The organism is Streptomyces sp. NPDC059917 (assembly GCF_042730635.1).
Classification (GTDB): domain Bacteria; phylum Actinomycetota; class Actinomycetes; order Streptomycetales; family Streptomycetaceae; genus Streptomyces.
On sequence record NZ_JBHWLC010000002.1, the window covers coordinates 134,504 to 158,572 of the forward strand.

General features: G+C 72.7%; 20 protein-coding genes and 2 tRNA genes. 11 read left to right on the forward strand and 11 right to left on the reverse strand.

The genetic code is table 11. From position 1 onward, the window contains the following. Positions 1–22 precede the first annotated feature (22 nt). On the reverse strand, positions 23–679 hold the full coding sequence (locus ACFWAR_RS01830; RefSeq protein WP_385772290.1) for a TetR/AcrR family transcriptional regulator: 657 nt from the start codon (positions 677–679) through the stop codon (positions 23–25). A 204-nt stretch (positions 680–883) separates the two neighbouring features. Here ACFWAR_RS01830 and ACFWAR_RS01835 point away from each other — a divergent pair, with 204 nt between their 5' ends. Further along, complete coding sequence (locus ACFWAR_RS01835; RefSeq protein ID WP_385772291.1) at positions 884–2,089, forward strand: agmatine/peptidylarginine deiminase; 1,206 nt, start codon at positions 884–886, stop codon at positions 2,087–2,089. Positions 2,090–2,312: 223 nt separating this feature from the next. Continuing rightward, positions 2,313–3,392: a BTAD domain-containing putative transcriptional regulator gene (locus ACFWAR_RS01840; RefSeq protein WP_385772292.1), complete on the forward strand. Its 1,080-nt coding sequence runs from the start codon at positions 2,313–2,315 to the stop codon at positions 3,390–3,392. A 4-nt stretch (positions 3,393–3,396) separates the two neighbouring features. On the opposite strand, the gene ACFWAR_RS01845 is transcribed toward ACFWAR_RS01840, so the two are convergent. From ACFWAR_RS01845 to ACFWAR_RS01870, 6 genes are all read right to left on the reverse strand, one after another. Continuing rightward, on the reverse strand, positions 3,397–4,416 hold the full coding sequence (locus ACFWAR_RS01845; RefSeq protein ID WP_385772293.1) for an alpha/beta hydrolase: 1,020 nt from the start codon (positions 4,414–4,416) through the stop codon (positions 3,397–3,399). 82 nt (positions 4,417–4,498) lie between these two features. Continuing rightward, positions 4,499–6,958: a penicillin acylase family protein gene (locus tag ACFWAR_RS01850; RefSeq protein ID WP_385772294.1), complete on the reverse strand. Its 2,460-nt coding sequence runs from the start codon at positions 6,956–6,958 to the stop codon at positions 4,499–4,501. 200 nt (positions 6,959–7,158) lie between these two features. Continuing rightward, positions 7,159–7,246: transfer RNA gene (locus ACFWAR_RS01855), tRNA-Leu, on the reverse strand. Positions 7,247–7,396: 150 nt separating this feature from the next. Next, positions 7,397–8,419 carry a glutathione S-transferase family protein gene (locus ACFWAR_RS01860; protein ID WP_385772295.1) on the reverse strand — a complete coding sequence of 341 codons (1,023 nt, stop codon included), beginning with the start codon at positions 8,417–8,419 and terminating at the stop codon, positions 7,397–7,399. Positions 8,420–8,581: 162 nt separating this feature from the next. Beyond that, positions 8,582–8,669, reverse strand: a tRNA-Leu gene (locus ACFWAR_RS01865). 232 nt (positions 8,670–8,901) lie between these two features. Beyond that, positions 8,902–9,843: a beta-ketoacyl-ACP synthase III gene (locus ACFWAR_RS01870; protein ID WP_385772296.1), complete on the reverse strand. Its 942-nt coding sequence runs from the start codon at positions 9,841–9,843 to the stop codon at positions 8,902–8,904. A gap of 220 nt (positions 9,844–10,063) precedes the next feature. Between ACFWAR_RS01870 and fdhD the strand changes: the two genes are divergently transcribed. Together fdhD and ACFWAR_RS01880 are read left to right on the forward strand one after the other, a co-directional pair. Beyond that, positions 10,064–10,897: a formate dehydrogenase accessory sulfurtransferase FdhD gene (fdhD, locus tag ACFWAR_RS01875; RefSeq protein WP_385772297.1), complete on the forward strand. Its 834-nt coding sequence runs from the start codon at positions 10,064–10,066 to the stop codon at positions 10,895–10,897. Between the two features lie 175 nt (positions 10,898–11,072). Beyond that, positions 11,073–11,732, forward strand: coding sequence for an SRPBCC family protein (locus ACFWAR_RS01880; RefSeq protein ID WP_385772298.1), 660 nt, complete (start codon positions 11,073–11,075; stop codon positions 11,730–11,732). A 27-nt stretch (positions 11,733–11,759) separates the two neighbouring features. Here the strand turns inward: ACFWAR_RS01880 and ACFWAR_RS01885 are convergent, their stop codons facing one another. The 3 genes from ACFWAR_RS01885 to ACFWAR_RS01895 form a co-directional block, all read right to left on the reverse strand. After that, positions 11,760–12,152, reverse strand: a complete 393-nt coding sequence (locus ACFWAR_RS01885; RefSeq protein ID WP_385772299.1) for a hypothetical protein — start codon at positions 12,150–12,152, stop codon at positions 11,760–11,762. Positions 12,153–12,248: 96 nt separating this feature from the next. Beyond that, complete coding sequence (locus ACFWAR_RS01890) at positions 12,249–12,665, reverse strand: (2Fe-2S) ferredoxin domain-containing protein (RefSeq protein ID WP_385772300.1); 417 nt, start codon at positions 12,663–12,665, stop codon at positions 12,249–12,251. A gap of 9 nt (positions 12,666–12,674) precedes the next feature. After that, positions 12,675–13,727: a bile acid:sodium symporter family protein gene (locus tag ACFWAR_RS01895; RefSeq protein ID WP_385772367.1), complete on the reverse strand. Its 1,053-nt coding sequence runs from the start codon at positions 13,725–13,727 to the stop codon at positions 12,675–12,677. 186 nt (positions 13,728–13,913) lie between these two features. On the opposite strand from ACFWAR_RS01895, the gene ACFWAR_RS01900 reads away from it, so the two are divergent. The 7 genes from ACFWAR_RS01900 to ACFWAR_RS01930 all read left to right on the forward strand — a co-directional run bounded on the left by ACFWAR_RS01900 (position 13,914) and on the right by ACFWAR_RS01930 (position 23,280). Continuing rightward, entirely contained in the window at positions 13,914–14,774 is an 861-nt protein-coding gene (locus ACFWAR_RS01900; protein WP_385772368.1) for a LysR substrate-binding domain-containing protein, read from the forward strand. A gap of 392 nt (positions 14,775–15,166) precedes the next feature. Further along, on the forward strand, positions 15,167–16,981 hold the full coding sequence (locus tag ACFWAR_RS01905) for an AMP-dependent synthetase/ligase (protein WP_385772369.1): 1,815 nt from the start codon (positions 15,167–15,169) through the stop codon (positions 16,979–16,981). Positions 16,982–17,092: 111 nt separating this feature from the next. Then, the gene (locus ACFWAR_RS01910; RefSeq protein WP_385772301.1) at positions 17,093–18,367 is read left to right on the forward strand and encodes an ABC transporter substrate-binding protein; all 1,275 of its coding nucleotides are present in this window, start codon (positions 17,093–17,095) and stop codon (positions 18,365–18,367) included. Between the two features lie 10 nt (positions 18,368–18,377). After that, positions 18,378–21,056, forward strand: a complete 2,679-nt coding sequence (locus tag ACFWAR_RS01915) for an ATP-binding cassette domain-containing protein (RefSeq protein WP_385772302.1) — start codon at positions 18,378–18,380, stop codon at positions 21,054–21,056. Beyond that, positions 21,053–21,871 (forward strand): ABC transporter ATP-binding protein, encoded by an 819-nt coding sequence (locus ACFWAR_RS01920; protein ID WP_385772303.1) that lies wholly within the window; start codon positions 21,053–21,055, stop codon positions 21,869–21,871. The genes ACFWAR_RS01915 and ACFWAR_RS01920 overlap by 4 nt, the downstream gene beginning before the upstream one ends. A gap of 153 nt (positions 21,872–22,024) precedes the next feature. Beyond that, entirely contained in the window at positions 22,025–22,867 is an 843-nt protein-coding gene (locus ACFWAR_RS01925; protein WP_385772304.1) for an aldo/keto reductase, read from the forward strand. A 5-nt stretch (positions 22,868–22,872) separates the two neighbouring features. Next, a complete protein-coding gene (locus ACFWAR_RS01930) occupies positions 22,873–23,280 on the forward strand; it encodes an RICIN domain-containing protein (protein WP_385772305.1) in 408 nt (135 codons plus the stop codon). A gap of 49 nt (positions 23,281–23,329) precedes the next feature. On the opposite strand, the gene ACFWAR_RS01935 is transcribed toward ACFWAR_RS01930, so the two are convergent. Beyond that, positions 23,330–24,064 (reverse strand): class I SAM-dependent methyltransferase, encoded by a 735-nt coding sequence (locus ACFWAR_RS01935; protein ID WP_385772370.1) that lies wholly within the window; start codon positions 24,062–24,064, stop codon positions 23,330–23,332. Positions 24,065–24,069: the final 5 nt, after the last annotated feature.

Genomic DNA, 24,069 nt, shown 5'->3' on the forward strand with positions numbered 1-24,069 from the left:
CAAAGGGCGCGCGCCGCTCCGGTCAGGGGCGCAGGGCCACCGCGGTCAGGCCGTCGACCAGCGCCCGCACGGCCGCCTCGGCCTCGACCCGGGAGTCCAGTGACTGGATCGCGGCCAGGCCGTCGGCCGCGGCGGCGAGCGCCGTGCCGAGCGGGACCGGGTCGACGGCGCCGCCGTGCTCCTCGGAGAGCACCTGGAACAGCCGGACGAAGCAGTCGCGCCACCGCTGGTACTCGGCGTCCAGGGAGACCCGGACCCGCTCGTCGTTCAGCGCGAACCAGTGGAGCGCGGAGTGCAGCCGGGAGAGGTCCGGCCCCTCCGGCCGGTTCAACCGGACGACGACCCGCTCGGCGCGCTCGGCGAAGGTGCCGGGGGCGTCGACCGCGCGTTCCATCGGGGTGATCCACTCGCCCCGGATGTCTTCGACGACCGCGACGATCAGGTCGGTGCGGTCGTGGAAGTGGTAGTGGCACATCCCGTGCGAGATCCCGCAGAGGGCGGCGACGTTGCGGGTGCTGAAGCGTGCGAACCCCTCGCCCGCGAGGAGGGTCCGGGCCGCGGCGATCAGTTTCGCGCGGGTCTGGGCGCCCTTCGCCGAGGTGCGGGACCTGCTGGTCCTCGCGTCGGCCGGGCGGGGTTCGGGCGTACCGAGGTGATCGTCCTGAGCTGCTGCTGCCACGCGGTCACTGTAACGACTGCGGGGTGCGCGGCACGGGCCCGGCGATCAACTGGGGCCGTGATCCCCGCCGTTTCCGGCCCGGATGTTCCTCTTCATCATGGTTCGTCATGCACGTATCCAAAATTATTGACCGAGCGCTCGGTCAGTAATACGTTCCCGCCCATCGGCGGAGCGCGATCCGCCCAGGCTGACCGGAGGTCAGAAATGAACGACCACGCTGGAACGCAGGAAGGGGCCGGGGCGCCCCGGGAAACCTCCCGCCGGACGCTGGACCGCAGGGGCTTCCTGACCGCGGCCGGGCTCACGGCCGCCGGGGCCGCGCTGGCCGCGGTCGGCGGGGAGGCCTTCGCGGCCGTCCGTCCCGCACTCCGGGGCAACGCCGTCGCCGGGGCGGCCGCCGCCGGGGGCTTCGCCGTCCCGATCGACACCGTCCGGCACACCCGGACCTGGATGGCCTGGCCCGACAGCTCGGCCATCTGGGGGCGTTCGCTCTCCGGCGTCCAGGCGAACATCGCACTGATCGCCAAGACGATCGCGAAGTACGAGCCCGTGATCATGTGCGCCAACTCCGCCTCCGCCGCGAAGGCCCGCAGCGCCTGCGGCTCGGCCGTCACCGTGATCACCACGATCCCCGTCGACGACTGCTGGATGCGCGACAGCGGTCCGGTGTTCCGCACCAACGGCGCGGGCGGCCTCGACGCCGTGGGCCTGAACTTCAACGGCTGGGGCAACCAGCAGACCCACGCCAAGGACGCCCTGGTAGCCGGGCGGGTCGCGGCCTACGTCGGAGCCTCCTTCAGCACGGCCGGGTTCATCGGCGAGGGCGGCGCGGTCGAGACCGACGGCGCGGGCACGCTCATGGCCACGCGCAGCAGCATCATCAACCCTGACCGCAACCCGAACCTCTCCCAGGCCCAGATCGAGGCGGCCATGTGCAGCGCCTTCGGCGCCTCGAAGGTCGTCTGGTTCAAGGGGGTGCTCGGCCGGGACATCACCGACGACCACGTCGACGCCACGTCCCGCTTCCTCGAGGAGGGCAAGGGCCTGGTCCAGATGCCGCTGGCGAGCGACACCGACGCCTGGTCGAACGACGCGCGCCAGCAGTACCAGATCCTCTCCTCCACCACCAACGCCCAGGGCCACCAGGTCGCGGTCACCAAGCTCCAGGGCCCCGACTACAACAAGATCCGGTCCACCAACCCCAATTTCGTCGGCGCCTACGCCAACTACTACGTGTGCAACGGCGCCGTCATAGCGCCCCAGTTCGGCGACTCCGGCGCGGACGCCGCGGCCAAGAGCACCCTCCAGCGCGCCTTCCCCGGCCGGGTCGTCGAGCAGCTCAACATCGACAGCCTCGGCGGGGGCGGCGGCGGGATCCACTGCGTCACCCAGCAGCAGCCCGTCCCGTAACCCTCCCCCTTCACTCCCCCACCCTCCGCACTCCCCTCCTCCCCTTCTCCCTCCCCTCCTTCCTCCTCCCCTTCTCTCCTGCTCGTCCGAAGGCCCCCGGCGCACCGTCGGGGGCCTTCGCCCGTGTCACTCCGGATCGTTCCGGAGGCTCGTCCCGGGCGCGCGCCACTACCTTGTCGACGGCGTCCGCCAGAGAGTCCAGCCCGGAGCCCGGGGAGCAGCGATGCAGACGAACGCCACCGCCGACCGAGCCCCCGCACCCGCGGGCCCGGACCTGGAGCACGAGGTGCTGCGCCGGGTCGGCTGCGGCCTGCGGGACGACGAGATCGCCGCCGCCCTCGCCCTCCCCGAGCACGCCGTGGCCGGGCAGCTCGCACGGATCCTGGCCAAGCACGGGCTGCGCGACCGGGCGGCCGCCATCGTCCACGCCTTCGACTGCGGCCTGGTCGTCCCCGGCCGCGGCCCCCGTACCCGGGCGCTCGGCGCGGCGGCGCGGGGCGGCGCCGCCCGGGCACTCGCACCGGGGGTGCGCATCGGCGTGCTCGGCCCCTTGCAGGCCGCGCGCGACGGGCAGCCCCTGGACCTGGGGCACCTGCGCCAGCAGGCCGTACTGGCCGCGCTGGCCCTGCGCCCCGGGCGGACCCTGAGCCAACAGGAGCTGCGCGACGGCGTCTGGGGGGCGGAGCCACCGGTCACGAACGTGGTGCCGGTGTACGTCTACCGGCTGCGCAAGACCCTGCGCGGTGGCACCGGCCCGGGCGGACCCGATCAGGTCATCGCCCACGAGCGGAGCGGGTACCGGCTGGTCGCCGGGGCGGTCGACCTGGACGTCGCCCGCCTGGAGGAGCTGGTCGCACAGGTCGAAGCGGCCGATCGCGCGGGCGAACCGGCCGAGGTGGTACGGCTGTGCTCCCGGGCCCTGGACCTGTACCGCGGCGAGCCCCTGGCCGGCCTGCCCGGGCCGCTCGCCGAATGGGAGCGGTTGCGGCTCACCGAGCGCAGGATCGCGCTCGCGCAGCGCAAGTCGCAGTGGCAGCAGCGGCTGGGCCGGCACTCCGAAGCGATCGCCGAGCTGTTCGCGCTGTCCGCGGCGCACCCGCTCGACGAACCGGTGGCCGCGATGCTGATGCGCGCGCTCCACCGCACCGGCCGACGGGCCGACGCGGTGGGCGTGTTCGACCGCGCCCGCCTCCGGCTGGCCGAAGACCTCGGGGTGGGCCCCAGCCGGATGCTGCGCCGTACGCACGAGTTGATCCTGCGCGGGGACGAGGTCGCCCTCGTCCCCACCAGGTCCCTGAGGTGAACGGTCAGGCGGCGAAGGCCCGTTCCAGCCTGGGGATCAGGTCCCGCAGGTCCTGTTCCCAGCAGCCCGCGTTGTGGCCGCCGTTGCACTGGGTGCCCCACGCGGAGCCGTCGCCGTAGTTGACGTAGTAGTAGGGCAGACCCCGGGCGTCCAGGGCGTCCTTGGCGTGCTTGGTCGCGCTCTCGACCCAGAACTCCAGGTCGCCGGGCGAGCCCCCGCCGTTGCCCACGTAGAGGGAGACCCCGACTCCGGCGAGCCGGTCCATGTGCTGGCCCGGGTCGACCTCGTTGAACCGCCAGTCGGCGTTGAAGACGGGGTACGGCGATCCGAAGGCGGCGTCGCTGTCGACGCCGGGCGCGTAGCCGACGAGGGAGGCGACGACGGCCAGCCGCAGGTCCATGGACTTCACCGACAGGTCGATGTCCCCCGACAGGGAGGCGGTCTGGCCGAACAGGTCGGGCCGGACCTGCGCGAAGTGCAGGGCCCCGAAGCCGCCCATGGAGACGCCCGCGACGGCCCGGGACTTCTTGGCGGCGATGGTCCGCAGGTTCGCGTCGATGAACGGGATCACCTGATTGAGGTGGAAGTTCTCCCAGTTCTGGGCACCGGCCGCGGTCCGCTGGTTGAGCCAGTTCGCGTACCAGCCGCGGGCACCGCCGTCCGGGACGACGGTGATCATCTCGTTCGAGGTGGTCAGCGCCGGATAGTTCTGCTGGATCGGGTCGTCGGGCGAACCGTGCAGGAAGTACAGCACGGGGTAGCGCCGACCCGGGTCGTCGTAGTAGCCGCTCGGAAGAATGATCTTTATGTGGTGCTTGCCCGCCACCTCGGGCGTGGTCACCGTGATGTAGAAGTTGGTGGGGCCGCCGACGGTGGAGTCGACCTGGGTCAGGCCGAACCCGTCCGTCATCTTCGGCGGCGCGGTGCCGTCGGCGGCCTGCGCCGACCCCGCCGGCACCGCCAGTCCCACCACGGCGACCATCAGCGCCATCCACAGGCGCCATCGGTTCGATGTCCTCGTCACAGCACGCTCCTTCGTGAGCCGTTCGGTCAGCTGTCGCGCGAGCTCGTTCGTGTCCTTGTCCATATGCGGGTTCGCGGGCCGTTCAGTCCAGGACCTTGACCTCCAGCTCCGGCGAGGCCGCGATGTCGTCCTCGGTGAAGCGTTCGGTCACCCACCGACCCGCCGAGAAGAGCTTGGTCTGGTCCGCGTAGTGCGGTGAATTCGGGTTGGCCGACTGCGAGTACGCCAGTACCGAGGACGCCCGCGGCGGCCCGTCGGCGGTGAAGCTCACCTGCTGGACGAAGCTGGACCCGAAGGTGATGTCGAGCTTCCCGTCGACCTGGCCGGGGGTGACCACGTTCAGCACGCCCAGCTCCGACACCGAGCCGTGGATCGGGATCGACTCGCCGTTGCGGGTGATCTTCTGGACGTCCGACAGCGGCGCGTTCAGCGGGATTCCCGCATTGCGCAGCGCGAGCACCGCACGACCGAAGGCATCGCGGACGGCGGAGCTCCCGGAATCGAGCGAATTCGGCGTGTGCACCGGGTCCTTGGGGTCGAAGGGGACCCGCCACGGCAGCTTCTCGATCGACTGGCCGTTCAGCAGGAACGCCCAGTAGTTCTCGAACAGCCACGAACCCCTGCTGCCCGCCGTGAAGTCGTGGTCCTTCCAGGCCGCCAGGATCGGGCACGCCTCGCTGACGTTGACGAGGTTGCCGTCCACCAGGATCAGCCCGAAGGGCTGGCTCTGGCACATCCGCACGGTGGCGTCGAGGGCCAGGTCGGCCGCCCTGCTGTTGTCGGCGAAGAGCAACTGCCGCATGTTCTCCGGCGTGAAGCCCCTGCCGGGCAGGCCGTCGGTGCCGTTGATCCGGTTCTGCGCGGTCAGGATCAGCTCCTGGGTGCGCAGCGAACGCGGCGCAGCCGTGTCGCCCATCACCCGGGGGAAGGCCATCGGTTGCTCCGGATTGGCCAGCCAGGCGCTGTCGTTGGCGTTGCCGACGAAGTCGGACCGGATCAGGCGCGGCTGCTTGTGCGGGTCCAGCAGCCCCGGCGCCACCGCGTTCGGGTCGTCGGGCCAGGCGCAGGCGCCGCGCTTGCCGTCGAAGATCGAGACGGGCGGTACGTTCGGCAGCCGTAGCACCTGGTTGAACAGGAGCTTGCCGGTCTCGGTGAGGCACGACTGCGCGTGCGCGTCGGTGATGTTCGGGGTGGCCTGGATGTCCGCGTAGAGCGCCTTGCCCTTGCGGTCGGCGGCGACGGTGTTGAAGAAGGGGACGCCCTCGGTGGTCTCCAGCGTGTTCACCACCTCGCCCACGTCCTTGGCCTGGTCGAGGTGGAACCAGGTGTTCAGCGCCCGCAGGTTGCCCATGTTCGCGTCGCGCACCGCGTGCGCGCTGACCACCCAGGGCAGCGGGATGCCCAGGATGGAGGTGGCGATCGGGCCGTACCGGGTGGACCACAGGGTCCTGGTGACCTTGCCGAGGGAGCCGTCCGGCTTCAGTACGTCGACGCCGACCTGCTGCGAGGTCATCGACTGCCAGGCCCCGTCGACCAGGTACTTCGTCGGGTTGAGGGGGTCGACCTGTACGTCGAACAGCCCGAAGGGCGCCACCGTGGCGACCGTGTGGCTCCAGGCGACGTCGTCGTTGTGCCCGATGTTCACCGCGGGGAAGCCGAGCAGGCTGGCCCCGGAGACGTTCAGCCGCCCCGGGATCGTCAGCTGGCTCTGCCACATCCGGTTCTTGCCCTGCCAGGGGAAGTGCGGGTTGGCCAGCAGCATGGCGGTGCCCCCGGACACCCCCTGCGAGCCGACCGCCAGGGCGTTGCTCCCCATGCTCTGCCGGCGGTTGACGGCGAGCGCGTCGCGGATCTTCGTCGCGGTCTCCTCGGCCGAGGAGGCCGCCGGGGCGGCGGCCGCGGCGCTCGCGCCGGGCGGCGCCGCGTTCACCTCGCCGTCCAGCAGGGGGTCGGCGCTGCCCATGATGATCTCGGCGTGCGCGTGCCGGTAGACGTCCAGTTCCGTGATCGGCCGCACCCAGGCCGCCCCGCGGCAGGCCGGATCGGTGATGTTGTCCACCCCGGTCTCGGCCAGGTACCTGTTGTACCCCCGCACGTAGCCGCGGATGGCCTCCTTGACCTCGGGCTCGGGCCCGTCGGGGGCGGGCCGGTCGATCTGCCGCTCCACCACCCGGTCGTCGTTGATCCGCTGGAAGTACAGGTCGCTGTTGAGGTTGGTGGTGACGTTCTGGTTCTCGCCGGGACTCGCCCGGCCGTCGGGGCCCAGGTAGCGGGACCGCTGCGCGTTGACCATCAGGTAGGTGCCGGCCAGCGTGCAGATGTTGTCCTTGGCCGCCGCGTAGCCGTACCCCGTGCCCAGCCCCGTCCAGTCCGAGGCGACGATGTGCGGGATCCCGTACTCGGTGTACCGGATCGTCGGCTTGTCCGGCCCCGCCGCCCCCGCGTGCCCGCCGGCGGGCGGGCCCGCGGCCGCCATGGTGCTCATCACCGCTACCGCGACCGCGGCCGCCACCGGCAGCCGCGCCCTGAATCTCCGCGCCATCGAGCCGTCCTTCCCCTGCGCTGCGCACGCCCGTCCGAACGCGGCCACGCTAAGGAGGCACGATGAAATCCCGATGACACCCGCGCTCGCGGGGAGAAGAAGAGGAGCTCCGCCTGCCCGGGCGGCGCGAGGGAACAACGACAGAGCCGGTCAGAGCGACGCCTTCTCGCTCTGACCGGCTCCATGTGGTCGATCGACCCTGGTGTCCGAGGGGGGACTTGAACCCCCACGCCCGATAAAGGGCACTAGCACCTCAAGCTAGCGCGTCTGCCATTCCGCCACCCGGACAAGGTGGTCGGCCGCGGTCTCCCGTGGCGACAAGGGAAACTCTATCAAGGGCTCACAGCTCTACTGACCAGGTATTTCGGCTACGAATCCGGCGCGCCCGTGAGGATCCGGCAGCTCCCGTCGGTCGCCGACCCGCTTGTTCCCGTGCCGTCAGCTCCCGCCCGCGGGGGCGGGGGCGGGAGCTGGGACCGCCTCGCCGGCGGGTGCGGGTCCGGGCGGCGTCCCGGTGTCCCCGAAGGGGCTGCCGCCGAGGCCCTCTCGGTGGTGCGGGGTCCGCCAGCCGGACGGCTCGGGCCCCGCCGGTACGATGCCGGTCGGGTTGATGCCGCTGTGCACCTGGTAGTAGTGACGCTTGATGTGGTCGAAGTCGACCGTGTCGCCGAACCCGGGCGTCTGGTACAGGTCCCGGGCGTACGCCCACAGCACCGGATCCTCGGCCAGCTTCGACCGGTTGCACTTGAAGTGGCCGTGGTAGACGGCGTCGAAGCGCACCAGCGTCGTGAACAGCCTGACGTCCGCCTCGGTGATGTGGTCCCCCATGAGGTAGCGGCGGTCCGCCAGCCTCCGGGACACCTGGTCCAGGCGACTGAACAGCGTCGCGTACGCCTCCTCGTACGCGCTCTGCTCCGTGGCGAAACCGGCCCGGTACACCCCGTTGTTGACGTCCCGGTAGATGCCCTCCATCACGTCGTCGATCTCCGCGCGCTGCGGCTCCGGATAGAGCTCGGGGGCGCCGGTGCGGTGCAGGGCCCGCCACTCGGTCGCGAGGTCGAGGGTGATGCGCTGGAAGTCGTTGGTCACGACCCGGCCGCTCGGGACGTCCACGATCGCGGGGACGCTGACACCGCCGGAGTAGTCCCGCGCGCGGGCGTCGTAGGCCTCGCTGAGATAGCGGATGCCGAGTACGGGATCCCGTCCCCCCGGGTCCAGGGTGAACCGCCAGCTGCGGTCGTCCTGGATCGGGTCCGCCACGGCCAGCGACAGGGCGTCCTCCAGACCCAGCAGTCTGCGGACGACGAGCGCGCGGCTCGCCCACGGGCAGGCGCGGCTCACCACCAACCGGTAGCGGCCGGCCTCGACGGGCCAGCCGTCCCTACCGTCCGCCGTGATCCGGTCCGCGAAGAAGGCGTCGGAACGGACGAAGGTCCGCGTCCCGTAGTGCGCGTTGCCCATGATCGCTCCCAAGAGGTCGCCGGGCCCGGGTGGTGTTCCCCGGTGGTACGGCTGGAGTCGCCGTGCGCCTACCCCGGGACGGGCCGGGGATTCCCCCGCGCAGACCCCGCCTGCTCCGCAGAAACACGTATGGCCCCCTGCGAACCGCAGGGGGCCATACATTGGTGTCCGAGGGGGGACTTGAACCCCCACGCCCGATAAAGGGCACTAGCACCTCAAGCTAGCGCGTCTGCCATTCCGCCACCCGGACAAGGTGGTCGGCCGCGGTCTCCCGTGGCGACAAGGACAACCATAGCAAAGCTTCGGAGTGCTCTTCGCCCATATAAACGGTGGTCAGCAGCCTGCCGGGGCATCTCACCGGGCGAAGGTCCCTCGTGCGGCCGTCGGGTGCACAGCCTGTTGCGCCGCTGGTACGCGCAGTGCAACACGCCGTGCGCCCGACGGGCCGACGCGGTCACGGGCAGGCAGTCACGGGCAGGCGGTCACGGGCAGTGGATGACCTGGCCCGCGTAGGAGAGGTTGCCGCCGAAGCCGAAGAGCAGGACGGGGGCGCCCGAGGGGATCTCGCCGCGCTCGACCAGCTTGGACAGGGCCATCGGAATGCTGCCGGCCGAGGTGTTGCCCGAGTCGACGACGTCGCGGGCGACGACCGCGTTGACGGCCCCGATCTTGGCGGCGAGCGGCTCGATGATGCGCAGGTTCGCCTGGTGCAGGACGACTCCGGCGAGGTCCTCCGGGGTGATCCCGGCGCGCTCGCAGGCCTTGCGCGCGAGCGGCGGCAGCTGGGTCGTGGCCCAGCGGTAGACGGACTGGCCCTCCTGGGCGAAGACCGGCGGGCTGCCCTCGATGCGGACGGCGTGGCCCATCTCCGGTACCGAGCCCCACAGGACGGGGCCGATGCCCGGCTCCTCGCAGGCCTCGACGACCGCGGCGCCCGCGCCGTCACCGGTGAGCACGCAGGTGGTGCGGTCGCTCCAGTCGGTGATCTCGGTCATCTTGTCGGCGCCGATGACCAGCGCGCGGGTGGCGGACCCGGCGCGGATGGCGTGGTCGGCGGTGGCCAGGGCGTGCGTGAAGCCCGAGCAGACGACGTTGATGTCCATCACGGCGGGGTTGCCGCCCATGCCGAGCTTGGCGGCGACGCGGGCCGCCATGTTGGGCGAGCGGTCGATCGCGGTCGAGGTCGCGACGAGGACGAGGTCGATGTCGTCGGGGGTCAGTCCCGCGCTCGCCAGGGCCTTGCCCGCGGCTTGGAAGGCCAGCTCGTCCACGGGTTCGTCGGGACCGGCCATGCGGCGGGTCTTGATCCCCACCCGCGAGCGGATCCACTCGTCGTTCGTGTCGACCATGGCCGCGAGGTCCTCGTTGGTGATCACTTTCGCGGGCTGGTAGTGCCCCAGAGCCACCACGCGTGAACCGGTCATGGGCAGGATCCCCCTCGTACGGCAGTCAGGATCACCCAGCTTCGCCTGCTACTGACTGGTACGAGGGCGCGTGACCCGACAGGTTCGTGCGGCGGAATTTGGAGATTCCGGAGGATCTTCCTGCGGAGCACGTGTATGGAGCGATACGGGAGAATGGACCTGACAGCCCGGTGCCGGCCTCCGCACCGGCGAGAACGAGAGAACGGGTGGACTGATCACCATGGGACGGGTCACCGAACGTCGCCGCGTCGTCCGGATCCGGGACGGGGTGGTCGGGACGCGCCCGGACACCCTGGTCGCCGAGGAACCGCTGGAGATCCGGCTGAACGGGAAGCCGCTGGCGATCACCATGCGCACCCCCGGCGACGACTTCGCACTGGCGGCTGGCTTCCTGGTGAGCGAGGGCGTACTGGCGCACACCTCGGACGTCCGGGCGGTGACCTACTGCGAGGGTCAGGCCGAGGACGGCAGCAACACCTACAACATCGTCAACGTCCAGCTGGCCGCCGGGGTTCCGGTGCCGGACATCACGCTGGAGCGGAACGTCTACACGACGTCGTCCTGCGGGTTGTGCGGAAAGGCCAGCCTGGACGCGGTGCGCACGGCGAGCCGCTTCCCGGACATCATCGGCGCGGACCCGCTGCGCATCACGGCCGATCTCCTCGCGGAACTGCCGGACCGGCTGCGCGCCGCGCAGAAGGTGTTCGACAGCACGGGCGGTCTGCACGCGGCCGGGCTGTTCACTGCGGCGGGCGAACTGGTCGACGTGCGCGAGGACGTGGGCCGCCACAACGCGGTGGACAAGATCGTCGGTCGAGCGCTGCGCGAGGGTCGGCTGCCGCTGGCCGGGTCGGTGCTGCTGGTGTCGGGTCGGGCCTCCTTCGAGCTGGCACAGAAGGCGGTGATGGCCGGGATCCCGATGCTGGCCGCCGTCTCCGCGCCCTCCTCGCTCGCCGTGGACCTCGCGGTCGAGTCGGGACTCACCCTCGTCGGCTTCCTGCGCGGCCGGAACATGAACGTCTACGCGGGCGAGGAACGGATCCTGCTGCCCTAGCCCCGGTGGGGGCGCGGACCCCCAGCGCGGGCCCTCGCTATGGGCCCTCACTACGGGCCCTCACTGCGGACCGCCATTGATAAAAGTTAGAAGGTATCACGCAAACTATTGCCCTTCGCTGCGATGGAGTTATATCCTCTAACCATCGATTGAGCCACTAAGCGGAGGGACCTCCATGTTCGGCATCCGCCGCCAGGGCGCCATCCGTGCCGCCCTGTTAGCCGCACCGCTCACCATCGGCCTCCTCGGGACCGCCGCGGCCCCCGCCGGGGCTGCCAACGCGACCGACCCGCACCCGCCGTCCGCCCGGTCACTGACCTGCCGCGGGGTCGGCGTCGACCCCGACGCCCGCGTGCGACACCGGGCCGAGATCTTCATCGACGCACCGCTGAGCACGGTCTGGAAGCTGCAAACCGATGTCGAGGGCTGGCCCGCCTGGCAGGCTCCCGTGACCACCGCCGAACGCCTCGACCACGGCCCCCTCCACAAGGGCTCGGCCTTTCGCTGGACCACACCGGTCCCCCCGAACCCGACACCGGCCAGGAGCCTGGAGATCACCTCGACGATCGAACAGCTCAGCCCTCGTTCCTGCATACGCTGGACGGGACCGGCGGTCGGCGAGGGCCTGCGCATCGACGGCGTGCACGTGTGGAACTTCACCGCGACCCGCGGTGGGGTGCGGGTCACCACCGAGGAGACCCATACCGGCCCCCAGGTCGACGCCGACGTCCCCACCGCTACCGCGCTCCTCCGCCAGGGCCTCGAAGCGTGGCTGGCGGACCTCAAGGCCGCTGCCGAAGCCGAAGCCGGAGCCGCCGCCGGAGCCGGAACCTGAGCCGATCTCGGCGCGTGCCGCAGCCCGTCAGCCCTGATCCGGGGCGGGGCGTGGTGGGAGCGCTGGCCGGGTCACGTATGCATCGGTGAGGATGCTGCACGTGCACCAGTCACCCGTGCACGGGGCGCCCGCTTCGGCGCCGTAAGGGCCGAGACCGGCCATGGCCGCGAGCACCTGCGCGCGCTCCGGCGCACCCAGCACCGGGAGCACCGACCGGGGCGGGAGCCGCCAACCGGTCGGAGCGTCGTCCACGTCGGCGATGACCCGCGCGTCGATGAAGAGGGTGAGCAGGGGATGCTCGGGAAAGTCGTTGAGTCGCAGGACCAGCCAACGCCCCTCGACCCGCGCCGCGTAGGGGAAGACGTGGTTGCCCGTGTCGTACCACGCGACCTGCGCGGGCACCGCGGGGAGAGCGCTCATCACCGGAGCTCCGGGGTCGTGAGCGACCGACCGAACGGCTCGACGCACGTTCGGCCGGACGGTCAGACGGTCAGGCGGTCGGTCAGGCGCACGCGGCTAGAGTCTGCGGCCGCGGGCGGTCTTCTTCGGGCTGGGGGGCTCGATGCGGTGCAGGTCGAGGGCGTCCGGCGGGAGGGCGATGCCGGGGCCGCCGGCCAGTGCCCAGCCGACGATGTCGTCGGTCGCGGTGTCGTCCATGACCCAGCCGAACCAGGTGGCGCGGGCGCCCTTGCGGCGGGCCTCGGTCGCGGGCTGCACGACGATCACGTTGGCCTGGGCGCAGGGGCCGAGGCAGTCGACGGTACGGACGGCGAGGCGGCCCTCGGAGTCCTCGGCGGCCGCGCGGAGCCGGGCCAGTTGACCGGCGTGGTCGGTCCCGGGGTTCTTGCGCGGGTCGCCGCAGCAGCAGCCGCGGCACACCACCAGGGTGCAGGGGCGTTCGGCGCGGGCGGAGTGGGGGCGTATCCAGGTCACCGACGCACGTTACCGGGCTCCGGGGGCGGGGTGTTGGGCCGTGCGGGAGACCTCCACCACACGGTCGGAGGGGAGTTCGGGGTGCGGGTCGGCCGCCCGGCGGCGGGCGAGCACGGCGCAGACCATCAACTGCATCTGGTGGAAGAGCATCAGCGGGAGCACCGCGAGGCTCGCCTGGGCCCCGAACAGCACGCTGGCCATCGGGAGTCCGGCCGCCAGGCTCTTCTTGGACCCGGCGAACTGGATGGCGATCCGGTCCGCCCGGTCGAAGCCGAGCCGCCCGGCGCCGTACCAGGTGACCAGCAGCATGACGGTGAGCAGCACCGCCTCCACCGCCATCAGGGCGCCGAGCCGGGCCACGCTCACCTGGTGCCAGATCCCGGCGACCATGCCCGCGCTGAAGGCGGCGTAGACCACGAGCAGGATCGAACCGCGGTCGACGTAGCCGAGGACCGCCCGGTTGCGGGTGAGGAAGCCGCCGACCCAGCGGCGGAGCGACTGACCGAGGAGGAACGGCAACAGCAACTGCAGGACGATCTTCAGCAGGGAGTCGAGGGAGAAGCCGCCCGCGTCGTGGCCGAGCAGCCCGGCCGCGAGGAGCGGGGTCAGGAAGATGCCGGCGAGGCTGGAGAAGGATCCGGCGCAGATGGCGGCGGGCACGTTGCCGCGGGCTATGGAGGTGAAGGCGATCGAGGACTGGATCGTCGACGGGACCAGGCAGAGGAAGAGCAGGCCGCTGTAGAGCGGGGGCGTCAGGAGGGTGGGGACCAGGGCCCGCGCGGCCAGACCGAGCAGGGGGAAGAGGACGAAGGTGCAGGCCAGGACAGCGAGGTGGAGCCGCCAGTGGCGCAGGCCGTCGAGGGCCTCGCGGGTGGAGAGCCGGGCCCCGTAGAGGAAGAAGAGGAGGGCCACGGCGGCGGTGGAGGCACCGTCGGCGACGGGCGCGACCGCGCCGCGTGCGGGCAGGAGCGCGGCGAGGGCGACGGTGGCGAGCAGGGCCAGGACGTAGGGGTCCAGCGGGAGCCAGGAGGGCGGCGCGGGAAGCTGCGGGCGGCGGCGCATGGCGGTACTCACTCCCCTGCCGTCGGGCACTCGCTGTCGGGCACGTGTGGTCGGGCGGTTCGCGCCCGGGTGGTCGCGCCGCTCCTTCATGGTCGGGGGCGCGGTGGCCATCGGGAAACACGCACACCGCTCTGACTGTCATCACGATCTGCGATAGCGTGGAGGGCCATGACCGGTATGACGGGCATGTACGACCCGGTGCAGTTGCGCACGTTCCTCACGGTGGCCCAGACGCTGAGCTTCACGCAGGCCGCGGGGCGGCTCGGGGTGCGCCAGTCCACGGTGAGCCAGCACGTGCGGCGACTGGAGGAGGCCACGGGGCGGCCGCTGTTCCTGAGGGACACGCACCACGTGGAGCTGACCGAGGACGGCGAGGCGCTGCTCGGCTTCGCCCGGACCATCCTGGCGGCGCACGAGCGGGCGGCCGCCTTCTTCAGCGGGACGCGGCTGCGCGGGCGCCTGCGGTTCGGGGCGTCGGAGGACTTCGTGCAGACGCGGCTGCCGGAGATCCTGGAGGGGTTCCGGCACGCGCACCCCGAGGTGGACCTGGAGCTGTCGGTGGAGCTGTCCGGGACCTTGCACGAGCGGTTGGACGCGGGGCGCCTGGATCTGGTGCTGGCCAAGCGGCGCGGGCCGGGGGACGAGCGGGGGCGGCTCGTCTGGCGGGACCGGATGGTGTGGATCGGTGCGGCCGGGCTGCGGGTGGATCCGGACCGGCCGGTCCCGCTGATCGTCTACCCGCCGCCCGGGATCACCCGGGCCCGGGCGCTGGAGGTCTTGGAGCGGGAGGGGCGCGCGTGGCGGATCGCGTGTACGAGCGGCAGCCTGAGCGCTCTGATCGCGGCGGCCCGGGCCGGGCTCGGGGTGATGGCCCACACCCGCGGCCTGATTCCCCCCGGCCTGGTCCCGGTCGCGGACCGTGCGGGGCTGCCGGAGCTGGGGCGGGTGGAGTTCGCGGTGCTCCAGGGGCGCCGCCCGACCCCCGCCGCGGACGCCCTGGCCACCGCCATCCTCACCGGCCCGGCCCGCCTGACCCGCCCGGACTGACACCCGGGCCGACTCCCTGGCTGACGCCCGGGCCGACTCCCTGGCTGACGCCCCCGCCCGTACGCCCCCGGGCCTGCACTGCGGGCCTGCACCCCGTGGCCCAGCCCTGCACCCCCGCCCGTACGCCCCGGGCCAGCGCCCCGGGCCTGCGCCGCGCGCCCCGTGGCCGGGCCTGCGCACCCCGCCACCCGTGCGCGCAGCGCGCAGGTCTCGTGGAGATTCGCCGCAGGTCTTCCCCCTCGGGGCGTTCGCGCCTTGGCACTCCCCGCTGACCAGTGATGATGGCGGCGAAAGAGATCGCCCGGACCCCTCCCCCCGGGACCCGACCCGGAGTACCGTCACCGGCGCTGTACGGAGCGGAGTCGTGCCGAGAGGAGTCGGCTGTGCGCGAGATGACCGTCCCACCCGTCGTGACGGCCGCGCCCGTCGGGGGCCTGGCCGATGCCGTCTTCCAGTACGCCCGCGAGGACCCGGACCGGGTGGTGCTCGGCCGCAAGATCGACGGGGTCTGGACGGACGTCACCTCGGCGCAGCTGTGCGCGCAGGTGCTGGAGCTGGCGAAGGGCCTGCTGGCGCAGGGGATCCGGTTCGGTGACCGGGTCGGCATCATGGCGCGCACCCGGTACGAGTGGACCCTCTTCGACTTCGCGCTCTGGGCGGTCGGCGCGCAGCCCGTGCCCGTCTACCCCACGGCCGCCGCCGACCAGGCGTACTGGATCCTCTTCGATTCCGGCTGCACGGCCGTGGTGGTCGAGGACGAGAACCAGGCGATGACGGTGGGTTCGGTGATCGAGGGCCTGCCGCGGCTGCGGCGGCTGTGGCAGCTGGACGCGGGCGCCCTGGACCAGCTGGTCGCGGACGGGCGGGGGGTGTCGGACGACGTCGTGCACCGCCACCGCGGCGCGGTCACCCCGGACGCCGTGGCCACGGTCATCTACACCTCGGGCACCACCGGCCGCCCCAAGGGCTGCGTGCTGACCCACGCCAACTTCATGTACGAGGCGGACACCCTGGTGACGCGCTGGGAGGCGGTGTTCCGGGCGAAGTCGGGCGAGGAGCCCTCCACCCTCCTCTTCCTCCCGCTCGCCCACGTCTTCGGGCGGATGGTGGAGGTCGCGGCGATCCGGTCCCGGGTCAAGCTCGGGCACCAGCCGGTGTTGGCGGCGGCCGAGCTGCTGCCCGACCTGGCGGCGTTCCGGCCGACCTTCGTGCTGGGGGTTCCGTACGTCTTCGAGAAGGTGTTCGCGGCGGCCCGGCGCAAGGCGGAGGCCGAGGGGCGCACCGGTCCCTTCGACCGGGCGGTGGAGACGGCCGTGCGCTACGCCGAGGCCCGCGAGCAGAAGGCCTTCGGCAGCGGTCCCGGCCCGTCGGCGGCGCTGCGGATGGAGCACCAGTTCTTCGACAAGCTGGTGTACGGGAAGGTCCGCGAGGCGCTGGGCGGCCGCATCCGCTACGCGATGTCGGGCGGCTCCGCGATGTCGCGGCGGCTCGGGCTGTTCTTCGACGGCGCGGGGGTGACCGTCTTCGAGGGCTACGGGCTGACCGAGTCCTGCGCGGCGGCGACCGCCAACCCGCCGGGGGCGACGAAGTACGGGACGGTGGGCCACCCGATCCCGGGCACCTCGGTGCACATCGCGGACGACGGAGAGGTCTGGCTGAGCGGGGCGCACGTCTTCTCGGGCTACCTCAACGACCCGCCGTCGAGCGGGGCCGTGCTGCGCGGGGGCTGGTTGGCGACCGGGGACCTGGGGCGGCTCGACGCGGACGGCTACCTCACGATCACCGGGCGGAAGAAGGAGATCCTGGTGACCTCCAACGGGAAGTCGGTGTCGCCGACGGCGTTGGAGGAGCGGGTGCGGGCGCACCCGCTGGTGTCGCAGTGCGTGCTGGTGGGCAACGACCGGCCTTACATCGCGGCCCTGTTGACGCTGGACACGGAAGGGGTCGCGCACTGGTTGGCGATGCGCGGCCGCCCGCAGCTGCCCCCGGCCGAGCTGGTGCGGGACGAGGACCTGATGGCGGAGGTGCGGCGGGCGGTGGTGACCGCCAACACCCGGGTGTCCCAGGCGGAGTCGATCCGTACCTTCCGGCTGCTGCCGGAACAGTTCAGCGAGGAGCGGGGGCTCCTGACCCCTTCGCTCAAGCTCAAGCGGCGGGCGATCGAGGCGGCGTACGAGCAGGAGGTGGCGGCGCTCTACCAGCACTGACGGACCGGACCCCCTTCACCTGACGGTTCGTCACTTTGCCTGTCATTGATATTGACGAGTCGTCAGGTCGCGCACAGAATGCGGGGATTCCGACCGGAGGGGACTCCATCCATGCTGCGTCCGATCCGCACCCTCGCCGCCACCGCGGCGGCGCTCGCGCTCGTCTCCGCCTGCAACTCCGCCGCCAAGAGCACCTCCTCGCCCTCCGGTACGGGCTCGGCCGCGGGCGCCGCGGCCGCCCGCGGGGTCAGCGGCACCTCGATCAAGGTCGGCGGCATCGTGTCGATGACCTCCGCCAGCGGCTACAGCAAGAAGGACACCGACCTCGGGGCGAAGGCGCGCTACCTGCGGGCCAACGCGGAGGGCGGGGTGAACGGGCGCAAGATCGACTACATCGGCGCGGAGGACGACGGCCAGGACCCCGCCAAGAACCTGGCGGCCGCCCGCAAACTGGTGCAGCAGGACAAGGTGTTCGCCGTCTCCCCGATGAGCTCGGTGACCTTCTCCGGCGCCGATTTCCTGGAGCAGCAGAAGGTCCCCACCTTCGGCTGGGGCACCACGCCCGCCTTCTGCGGACCGAAGCACATCTACGGCTTCAACGGCTGCCTGGTCCCCACCCCCGGCGGCACCCTCAACCAGACCTGGCCCGAGGGCATCGGCCAGGTCCTGGGCGGGGCGAAGGGCAAGTCCGTCGCCGTCATCGCCAATGACAGCGACGCGGGCAAGTTCGGCGTGCGGACCTTCTCGCAGGGCTTCGCGAGCGCCGGTTTCACCGTCTCCTACGCCAAGGCGAGCGTGCCGGGCACGGCCGTGCCGAGCGACTGGTCGGCGTACGTGAAGGACATCCTCTCCTCCAACGGCGGCAAGGCGCCCGACGCCGTCGTCTCCGTGATGCAGACCCCGAACAACATCGGGCTGTTCACCGCCCTCAAGCGCGCCGGCTACCAGGGGCTGCTGTCCGACCCGACCGACTACGACCCGGGGCTGCTCGCCAAGGACGCGACCAAGCAGGCCCTCGACGGGGTGTACGTCCTGCTCCAGTTCGAGCCCTTCGAGTCGCCGGACGCGAAGATGGCGCAGTTCAAGGCCGACATCAAGGCCGCCTCGGGCGGCAAGGACATCCCCCTGAACATGCACATGTTGACCGGCTACATGTCGGCGGACCTCTTCGTGTCGATCGCGAAGAAGGCGGGCCGGGAGCTGACCGTGGACTCCTTCCAGACCGCCGCCCAGTCCTTCTCCGACACCGGGACCCTGGTCGGTGACCGGGCCGAGCCGCTGGGGCAGAAGAACAGCTTCGGCTGCGGGGCGCTCGTACAGCTCAAGAACGGGGCGTACGAGGTCTCCGTCCCGTTCAAGTGCTACGAGCCGATCCCCTTCAAGTAGGGGCTGACCCATGGTCGATCTGCTCGTCTTCGTACTGAGCGGTCTGGTCTCCGGCGCCCTCTACGCGCTGCTGGCCACCGGGCTGGTGCTGTCCTATTCGGCCTCCGGCCTCTTCAACTTCGCGCACGGCGCCACCGCCTACCTGTGCGCGCTCACCTTCTACGAACTGCACTCGGGGCTCGGTTGGCCGGCCGTCCCGGCGGCCCTGCTCGTCGTCCTCGTCCTGGCCCCCGGTCTCGGCTGGGGGCTGGACCGGCTGATGTTCCGGCGCCTCGCCCGGGTCGGGGAGAGCGCGCAGATCGTCGCGACCATCGGACTGCTGGTCGCGCTGCCCGCCGCCGGGCTGTGGGTGGTGGGCCTGCTGGCGGACGCGGGCGCCGACGTGGTGCCCGCGGAGAACCAGTTCGGGCTGCCCGGGGTCGGTCCGAGCCCCGCGCGCTCCTGGGAACCCCTTCCCGGGGTCGGCATCGACTCCGACCAGCTGATCACCTGGGTGGTGACGGCCGTCGTGGCGGTGGCCCTGTGGGTGCTGATGCGCCACACCCGGCTCGGGCTGCGGCTGCGCGCCTGCGTCGACGACCGCTCGCTGACCGAGCTGCGCGGGATCGGCGCCGACCGCCTCTCCTCCATCGCGTGGATGATCGCCTCGGGCCTGGCCGGGCTCGCCGGGGTGCTCGCCACTCCCCTGCTCGGCCTGTCCGCGCACGACTTCACCCTGTTCCTCTTCGTCTCCGCGACGGCCGCGGTCATCGGGCGGTTCGTCTCCGTACCGCTGGCCTTCGCGGGCGGGCTGGGCCTGGGCGTCCTGCAGAACCTGGTCGCCGGGTACGCGGACTTCACCGACCGGATCACGGGCCTGCGGACCGCCGTGCCCTTCCTGATCCTCTTCGTCGGACTGCTGGTGCTGACCCGGCGGGCCCGGGCGGCCGGCACCGCCGCGGCCGACGCGCCGCCGCCCGACCACCTGGCGGGAGCCCCGTGGCGGCGGCGCTGGGGGCCGTGGGCGGCGGGCGCGGTGCTCGTGTGCGTGGCGCTGTACACCGTGACCACGCCGTTCTGGAGCGGGCTGATCGCCCAAGGGCTGGCGATCTCGCTGGTGTTCATGTCCTTCACCGTGCTCACCGGGCTCGGCTCGATGGTCTCGCTCGCCCAGGCCACCTTCGTGACCGGCGCGGCGCTGGTGGCCGGGCTGTTGATGAGCCACGGCTGGCCCTTCTTCCTGGCCCTGGCGGCCGGCACCCTCGCGGCCGCCGTCCTCGGCGCGCTCGTCGCGCTCCCCGCGCTGCGGCTCGGCGGCCGGTCACTGGCGCTGGCCACCCTCGCCCTGGCCTTCCTGGCCGACCAGGTCCTCTTCCAGCTGCCGTGGCTGCGCAACGGGGACACCGGCTGGTCCGTGCCGCGCCCCGTGATCGGGCCGGTGGACCTCTCCGACGACCGGGCGCTGGGCGTGGCCCTGATGGTGCTGGTGGCGCTCGTGGCCGCCGCTCTGAGCGCGCTGCGCGGCTCCCCGTCGGGGCGGGCGATGCTCGCCGTACGGTCCGCGCCCGCGGCGGCCGTGGCCTCGGGGGTCTCCGTGCTGCGCACCAAGTTGCTGCTGTGCACGCTCTCGGCGGGGCTGGCCGGTTTCGGGGGCGTGCTCTACGCCTCGTACAACACCCGGATCACGGCCACCGACTTCAGCGCGATGACCGGGCTGGTGTGGCTGGCCGTGGTGGTGGCGGCGGGGGTGCGCAGGCCGCAGTACGCGGTGGTCGCCGGGCTCGTCTTCGCGGTGGCTCCGCGGGTGCTGGCGGACTACGTGACCACCTCGCCCCACCTGCCGGTGATCCTCTTCGGGCTGGCCGGGGTCGCCCTCGCCAACGATCCGGACGGGTACTGCGCGGCGCTCCCGGGCCGCCTCGCCCGGCGGCGCGCCGCGGCCCGGAGCGACCCGGCGACCGCCGCCCCCGGGCCGGAGCCGGTCGCGGCGGTGCCCGCGCCCGGCGCGCCCGACCCGGACGCCGCCCTCGAACTGCGCGGGGTGCACGCCGGTTACGACGGCGCGGCCGTGCTGCACGGGGTGGACCTCACCGTCCGGCGCGGGGAGATCCTGGCCGTGCTCGGTCCCAACGGCGCCGGCAAGAGCACCGCTTGCAAGGTCGCCGCCGGGCTGCTCGGGGCCTCGGGCGGGGCCGTGTACGTCGGCGGGCACGACGCGACCCGCGACGGACCCGTGCGGCGGGCCCGGGCCGGGGTGCTGCTGGCACCGGAGGGGCGCGGGATCTTCCCCTCGCTCACCATCGAGGAGAACCTCGCCCTGTACCTCCCCGACGCCCGCGCCCGGGAAGCCGTGTACGCGCGCTTCCCCCGGCTGCGCGAGCGCCGCGCGCTGGCCGCCGGGTCCCTCTCCGGCGGGGAGCAGCAGATGCTCGCGCTCGCCCCGCTGCTCCAGCGACCGCCCGAGGTGCTGATCGCGGACGAGCCCTCGCTCGGGCTCGCGCCCCGGGTGGTGGAGGAGGTGTACGGGCTGCTCGCCGAACTGCGCGACGCGGGTACGGCGCTGCTGCTGGTGGAGGAGAAGGCGGCCGAGATCCTCGGCATCGCCGACACCGTCGCCTACCTGTCCCAGGGCCGGGTCTCCTGGTGCGGACCGCGCACCGAGGTGGAGGCGGACCGGCTCACCGAGGCCTACCTGGGGATCGGCACATGACACGGATCACGACGGTGGGAACGACCCGGGCCGCCGCGCCGGACGGGGACGCGTACGTCCTGGAGGCCCGCGGGGTCAGCGTGCGCTTCGGCGGGGTCCGGGCGCTGACCGGCGTGTCGCTCGGCGTCCGGGCGGGCGAGGTGTGCGGGCTGATCGGGCCGAACGGGGCGGGCAAGACCACCCTCTTCGACGTCCTGTCGGGCATCCGGCGGCCGGACGAGGGCCGGTTGCTCCTCGACGGGGCGGACGTCACCCGCCGCTCCCCCGTCTGGCGGGCCCGGCACGGGATGCGCCGCACCTTCCAGCGCCAGCAGCTCTTCGGACAGCTCAGCGTCGCCGACAACCTGCTGGTGGCCCAGGAGTGGCGGGGCGGGGGCGGCGGGCTCGTCGCGGACCTGGTCGGCTCGCCGACCCGGCGCCGCCGCGAGCGCGAGCGGCGGGCCCGGGCGGAGCGGGTGCTGGCCGACTGCGGGCTCGGGGCGCTCGGGGAGCGGTACGCGGGCGGCCTGCCGGTGGGCCGGGCCCGGATGGTGGAGCTGGCCCGGGCCGTCGCGGATCCGCCGCGCGTGCTGCTGCTGGACGAGCCGGCCTCGGGGATGTCGGCGCCGGAGCGGGAGCAGCTGGCCGCGGTGGTGCGCCGGCTGGCCGAAAAGGAGGGGTGCGCGGTGCTGCTGGTCGAGCACAACGTGGCGTTCGTGATGGAGCTGTGCGCCCGGGTGGTGGTGCTGGACCTGGGAACGGTGCTGGCCGAAGGTACGGCGGCGCGGGTGCGGGCGGACCCGCGGGTCCGGGAGGCGTATCTGGGCGGCGCGTGAGGCGGCGGGGTGCGCATGGCGGGAATAGAGTGCTCGGGTGCCCGGTTGTCGCCGGTCGTACGGCACCTCGGGCCCGTACGACGGAGGGGCCCGCGCGGGTTCCGTACGACCGCAGCACGCACCAACCGCACCGAGTCGAGGGAACGACCAGACGTGAACCAGGTCCCCACCATCAAGCTCAACAACGGCACGCTCATGCCCCAGCTCGGCTACGGCGTCTGGCAGGTCCCGGACGCCGAGGCCGAACGGGCCGTCGGGAGCGCCCTGGAAGCCGGGTACCGCAGCATCGACACCGCCTCGATCTACGGCAACGAGGCCGGCACCGGCAAGGCGCTCGCCGCCTCGGGCCTGCCCCGCGAGGAGCTGTTCGTCACCACGAAGCTGTGGAACGGTCCGTCCGAGACCTGGGGCCGCGACAACGTCCTGCGCGAGTTCGACTCCTCGCTCGCCAAGCTCGGCCTGGACCACGTCGACCTGTACCTGATCCACTGGCCGCGCCCGATGCGCGAGGACTACCTCGCCATCTGGAAGACCTTCGAGGAGATCGCCGCGAGCGGCCGCGCCAAGGCCGTCGGCGTGTCCAACTTCGGGCAGCCGCAGCTGGCGCGCCTCGCCACCGAGAGCTCCCTGGTCCCGGCCGTCAACCAGATCGAGCTGCACCCGCTCTTCAACCAGGCCGAGCTGCGCGCCGTGCACGCCGACCTCGGGATCGCCACCGAGGCCTGGTCCCCGCTGGGCCAGGGCAAGGAACTGCTGACCCTGCCGGCCGTCGCCGCGATCGCCGCCAAGCACGGGCGCACCGGCGCCCAGGTGGTGCTGCGCTGGCACCTCCAGCTCGGGAACGTCGCGATCCCGAAGTCGGTCACCCCGGCGCGCATCCGCGAGAACCTGGACGTCTTCGGCTTCGAGCTGGACGCCGAGGACCTCGCCGCGCTCGACGCGCTGTCCACGGCGGGCGGGCGGATCGGCCCCGACCCGGTCGGCTTCGACGCCTGAGCCGCGTGTACCTCATCCGGAACGTCGCCAGCGGTCTGCTGCTGGAGGTCGAGGGCACGTGGCGGGTGCGCGTCGGGCCCCAGGGGCCGCCGCCCCTGCCGGACACCCAGCGGTGGGAGGTCGCGCCGGTGCACAGCGGCGGCGCGGTCTTCCACGTGGTGAGCGCGCTGAACGGCAAGCGGCTCGACGTCGCGAACGCCTCGACGGAGAGCGGCGCCCGGGTCCAGCTGTGGCGGGCGAACGCCTTCGGCGCGCAGGAGTGGCTGGTCGAGGAGCACCTGGACGCGCCGGGCGTCGTCTCGCTGGTCGCCTGCATCAGCGGGCTGCCGCTGGAGGCGGCCGAGGACGGCCGGGCCCGCCAGGCCGAGGACACCGACTCGCCGGCGCAGTGGTGGCGGTTGGAACCCGCATGACGCCCGCGGGGCGGGACGGCGCCACCGGCCCCGTCCCGCCCCGCGGCCCTCAGTCGCGGGCGAAGGCCAGGATCCGGTAGGCGGGGTCCGCGCGCGGCCGGTCCGGATCGGGCAGCGCCTCCAGCTCTTGCGCGAGCTGCGCCGCCGTGACCCCGCGCGGGCCGACCCGCGAGGCGAAGCGGCCGGCGAGCAGGGTGGCCGCGGCCTGGCGCGGGGAGCGGCCCTGGCCGTGGCCGGTGAAGGCGGCCTCCGCGTACGGGCGCAGGCCGACCGCGGCGGCGTACGCCGTCACGTCCGCGCCCGCGTCGGCGGGAGCCGGGGTGAGGTGCGGGGCGAGCACGGCGTCGATGTCGCTGCCCACGTCGTGCGCGGCGTCCTTGTCCACGGTCGTCAGGAACACCCCGCCGGGGCGCAGCACCCGGGCCGCTTCGGCGACCAGCGCCTCGACCACGCCCGGTGCGCGCAGCAGGTGCAGCAGCCACACGGCGCCGACCGCGTCCAGCGCGGCCGTGCGCACGGGCAGCCGGGTGCCGGAGGCGAGGACCACGGGGACCCCGCGCTCGGCGGCCCGCGCGGCCATCCCGTACGAGCTGTCCGCCCCGATGACCCGCAGCCCCGGCCGGGCGAGCCGGGCGGTGACGATGCCCGTGCCGCAGCCGAGGTCGAGCAGGGTGCGGGTGCCGGGCGGCAGCAGGCCGAGCAGGGCTCCGGCGGCGGCCTCGGCGCGCGGGACCCCGCCGCGGGTGGCGTCGTAGTCCCGGGCCTCCACGTCGTAGTCGAGCAGGGGTT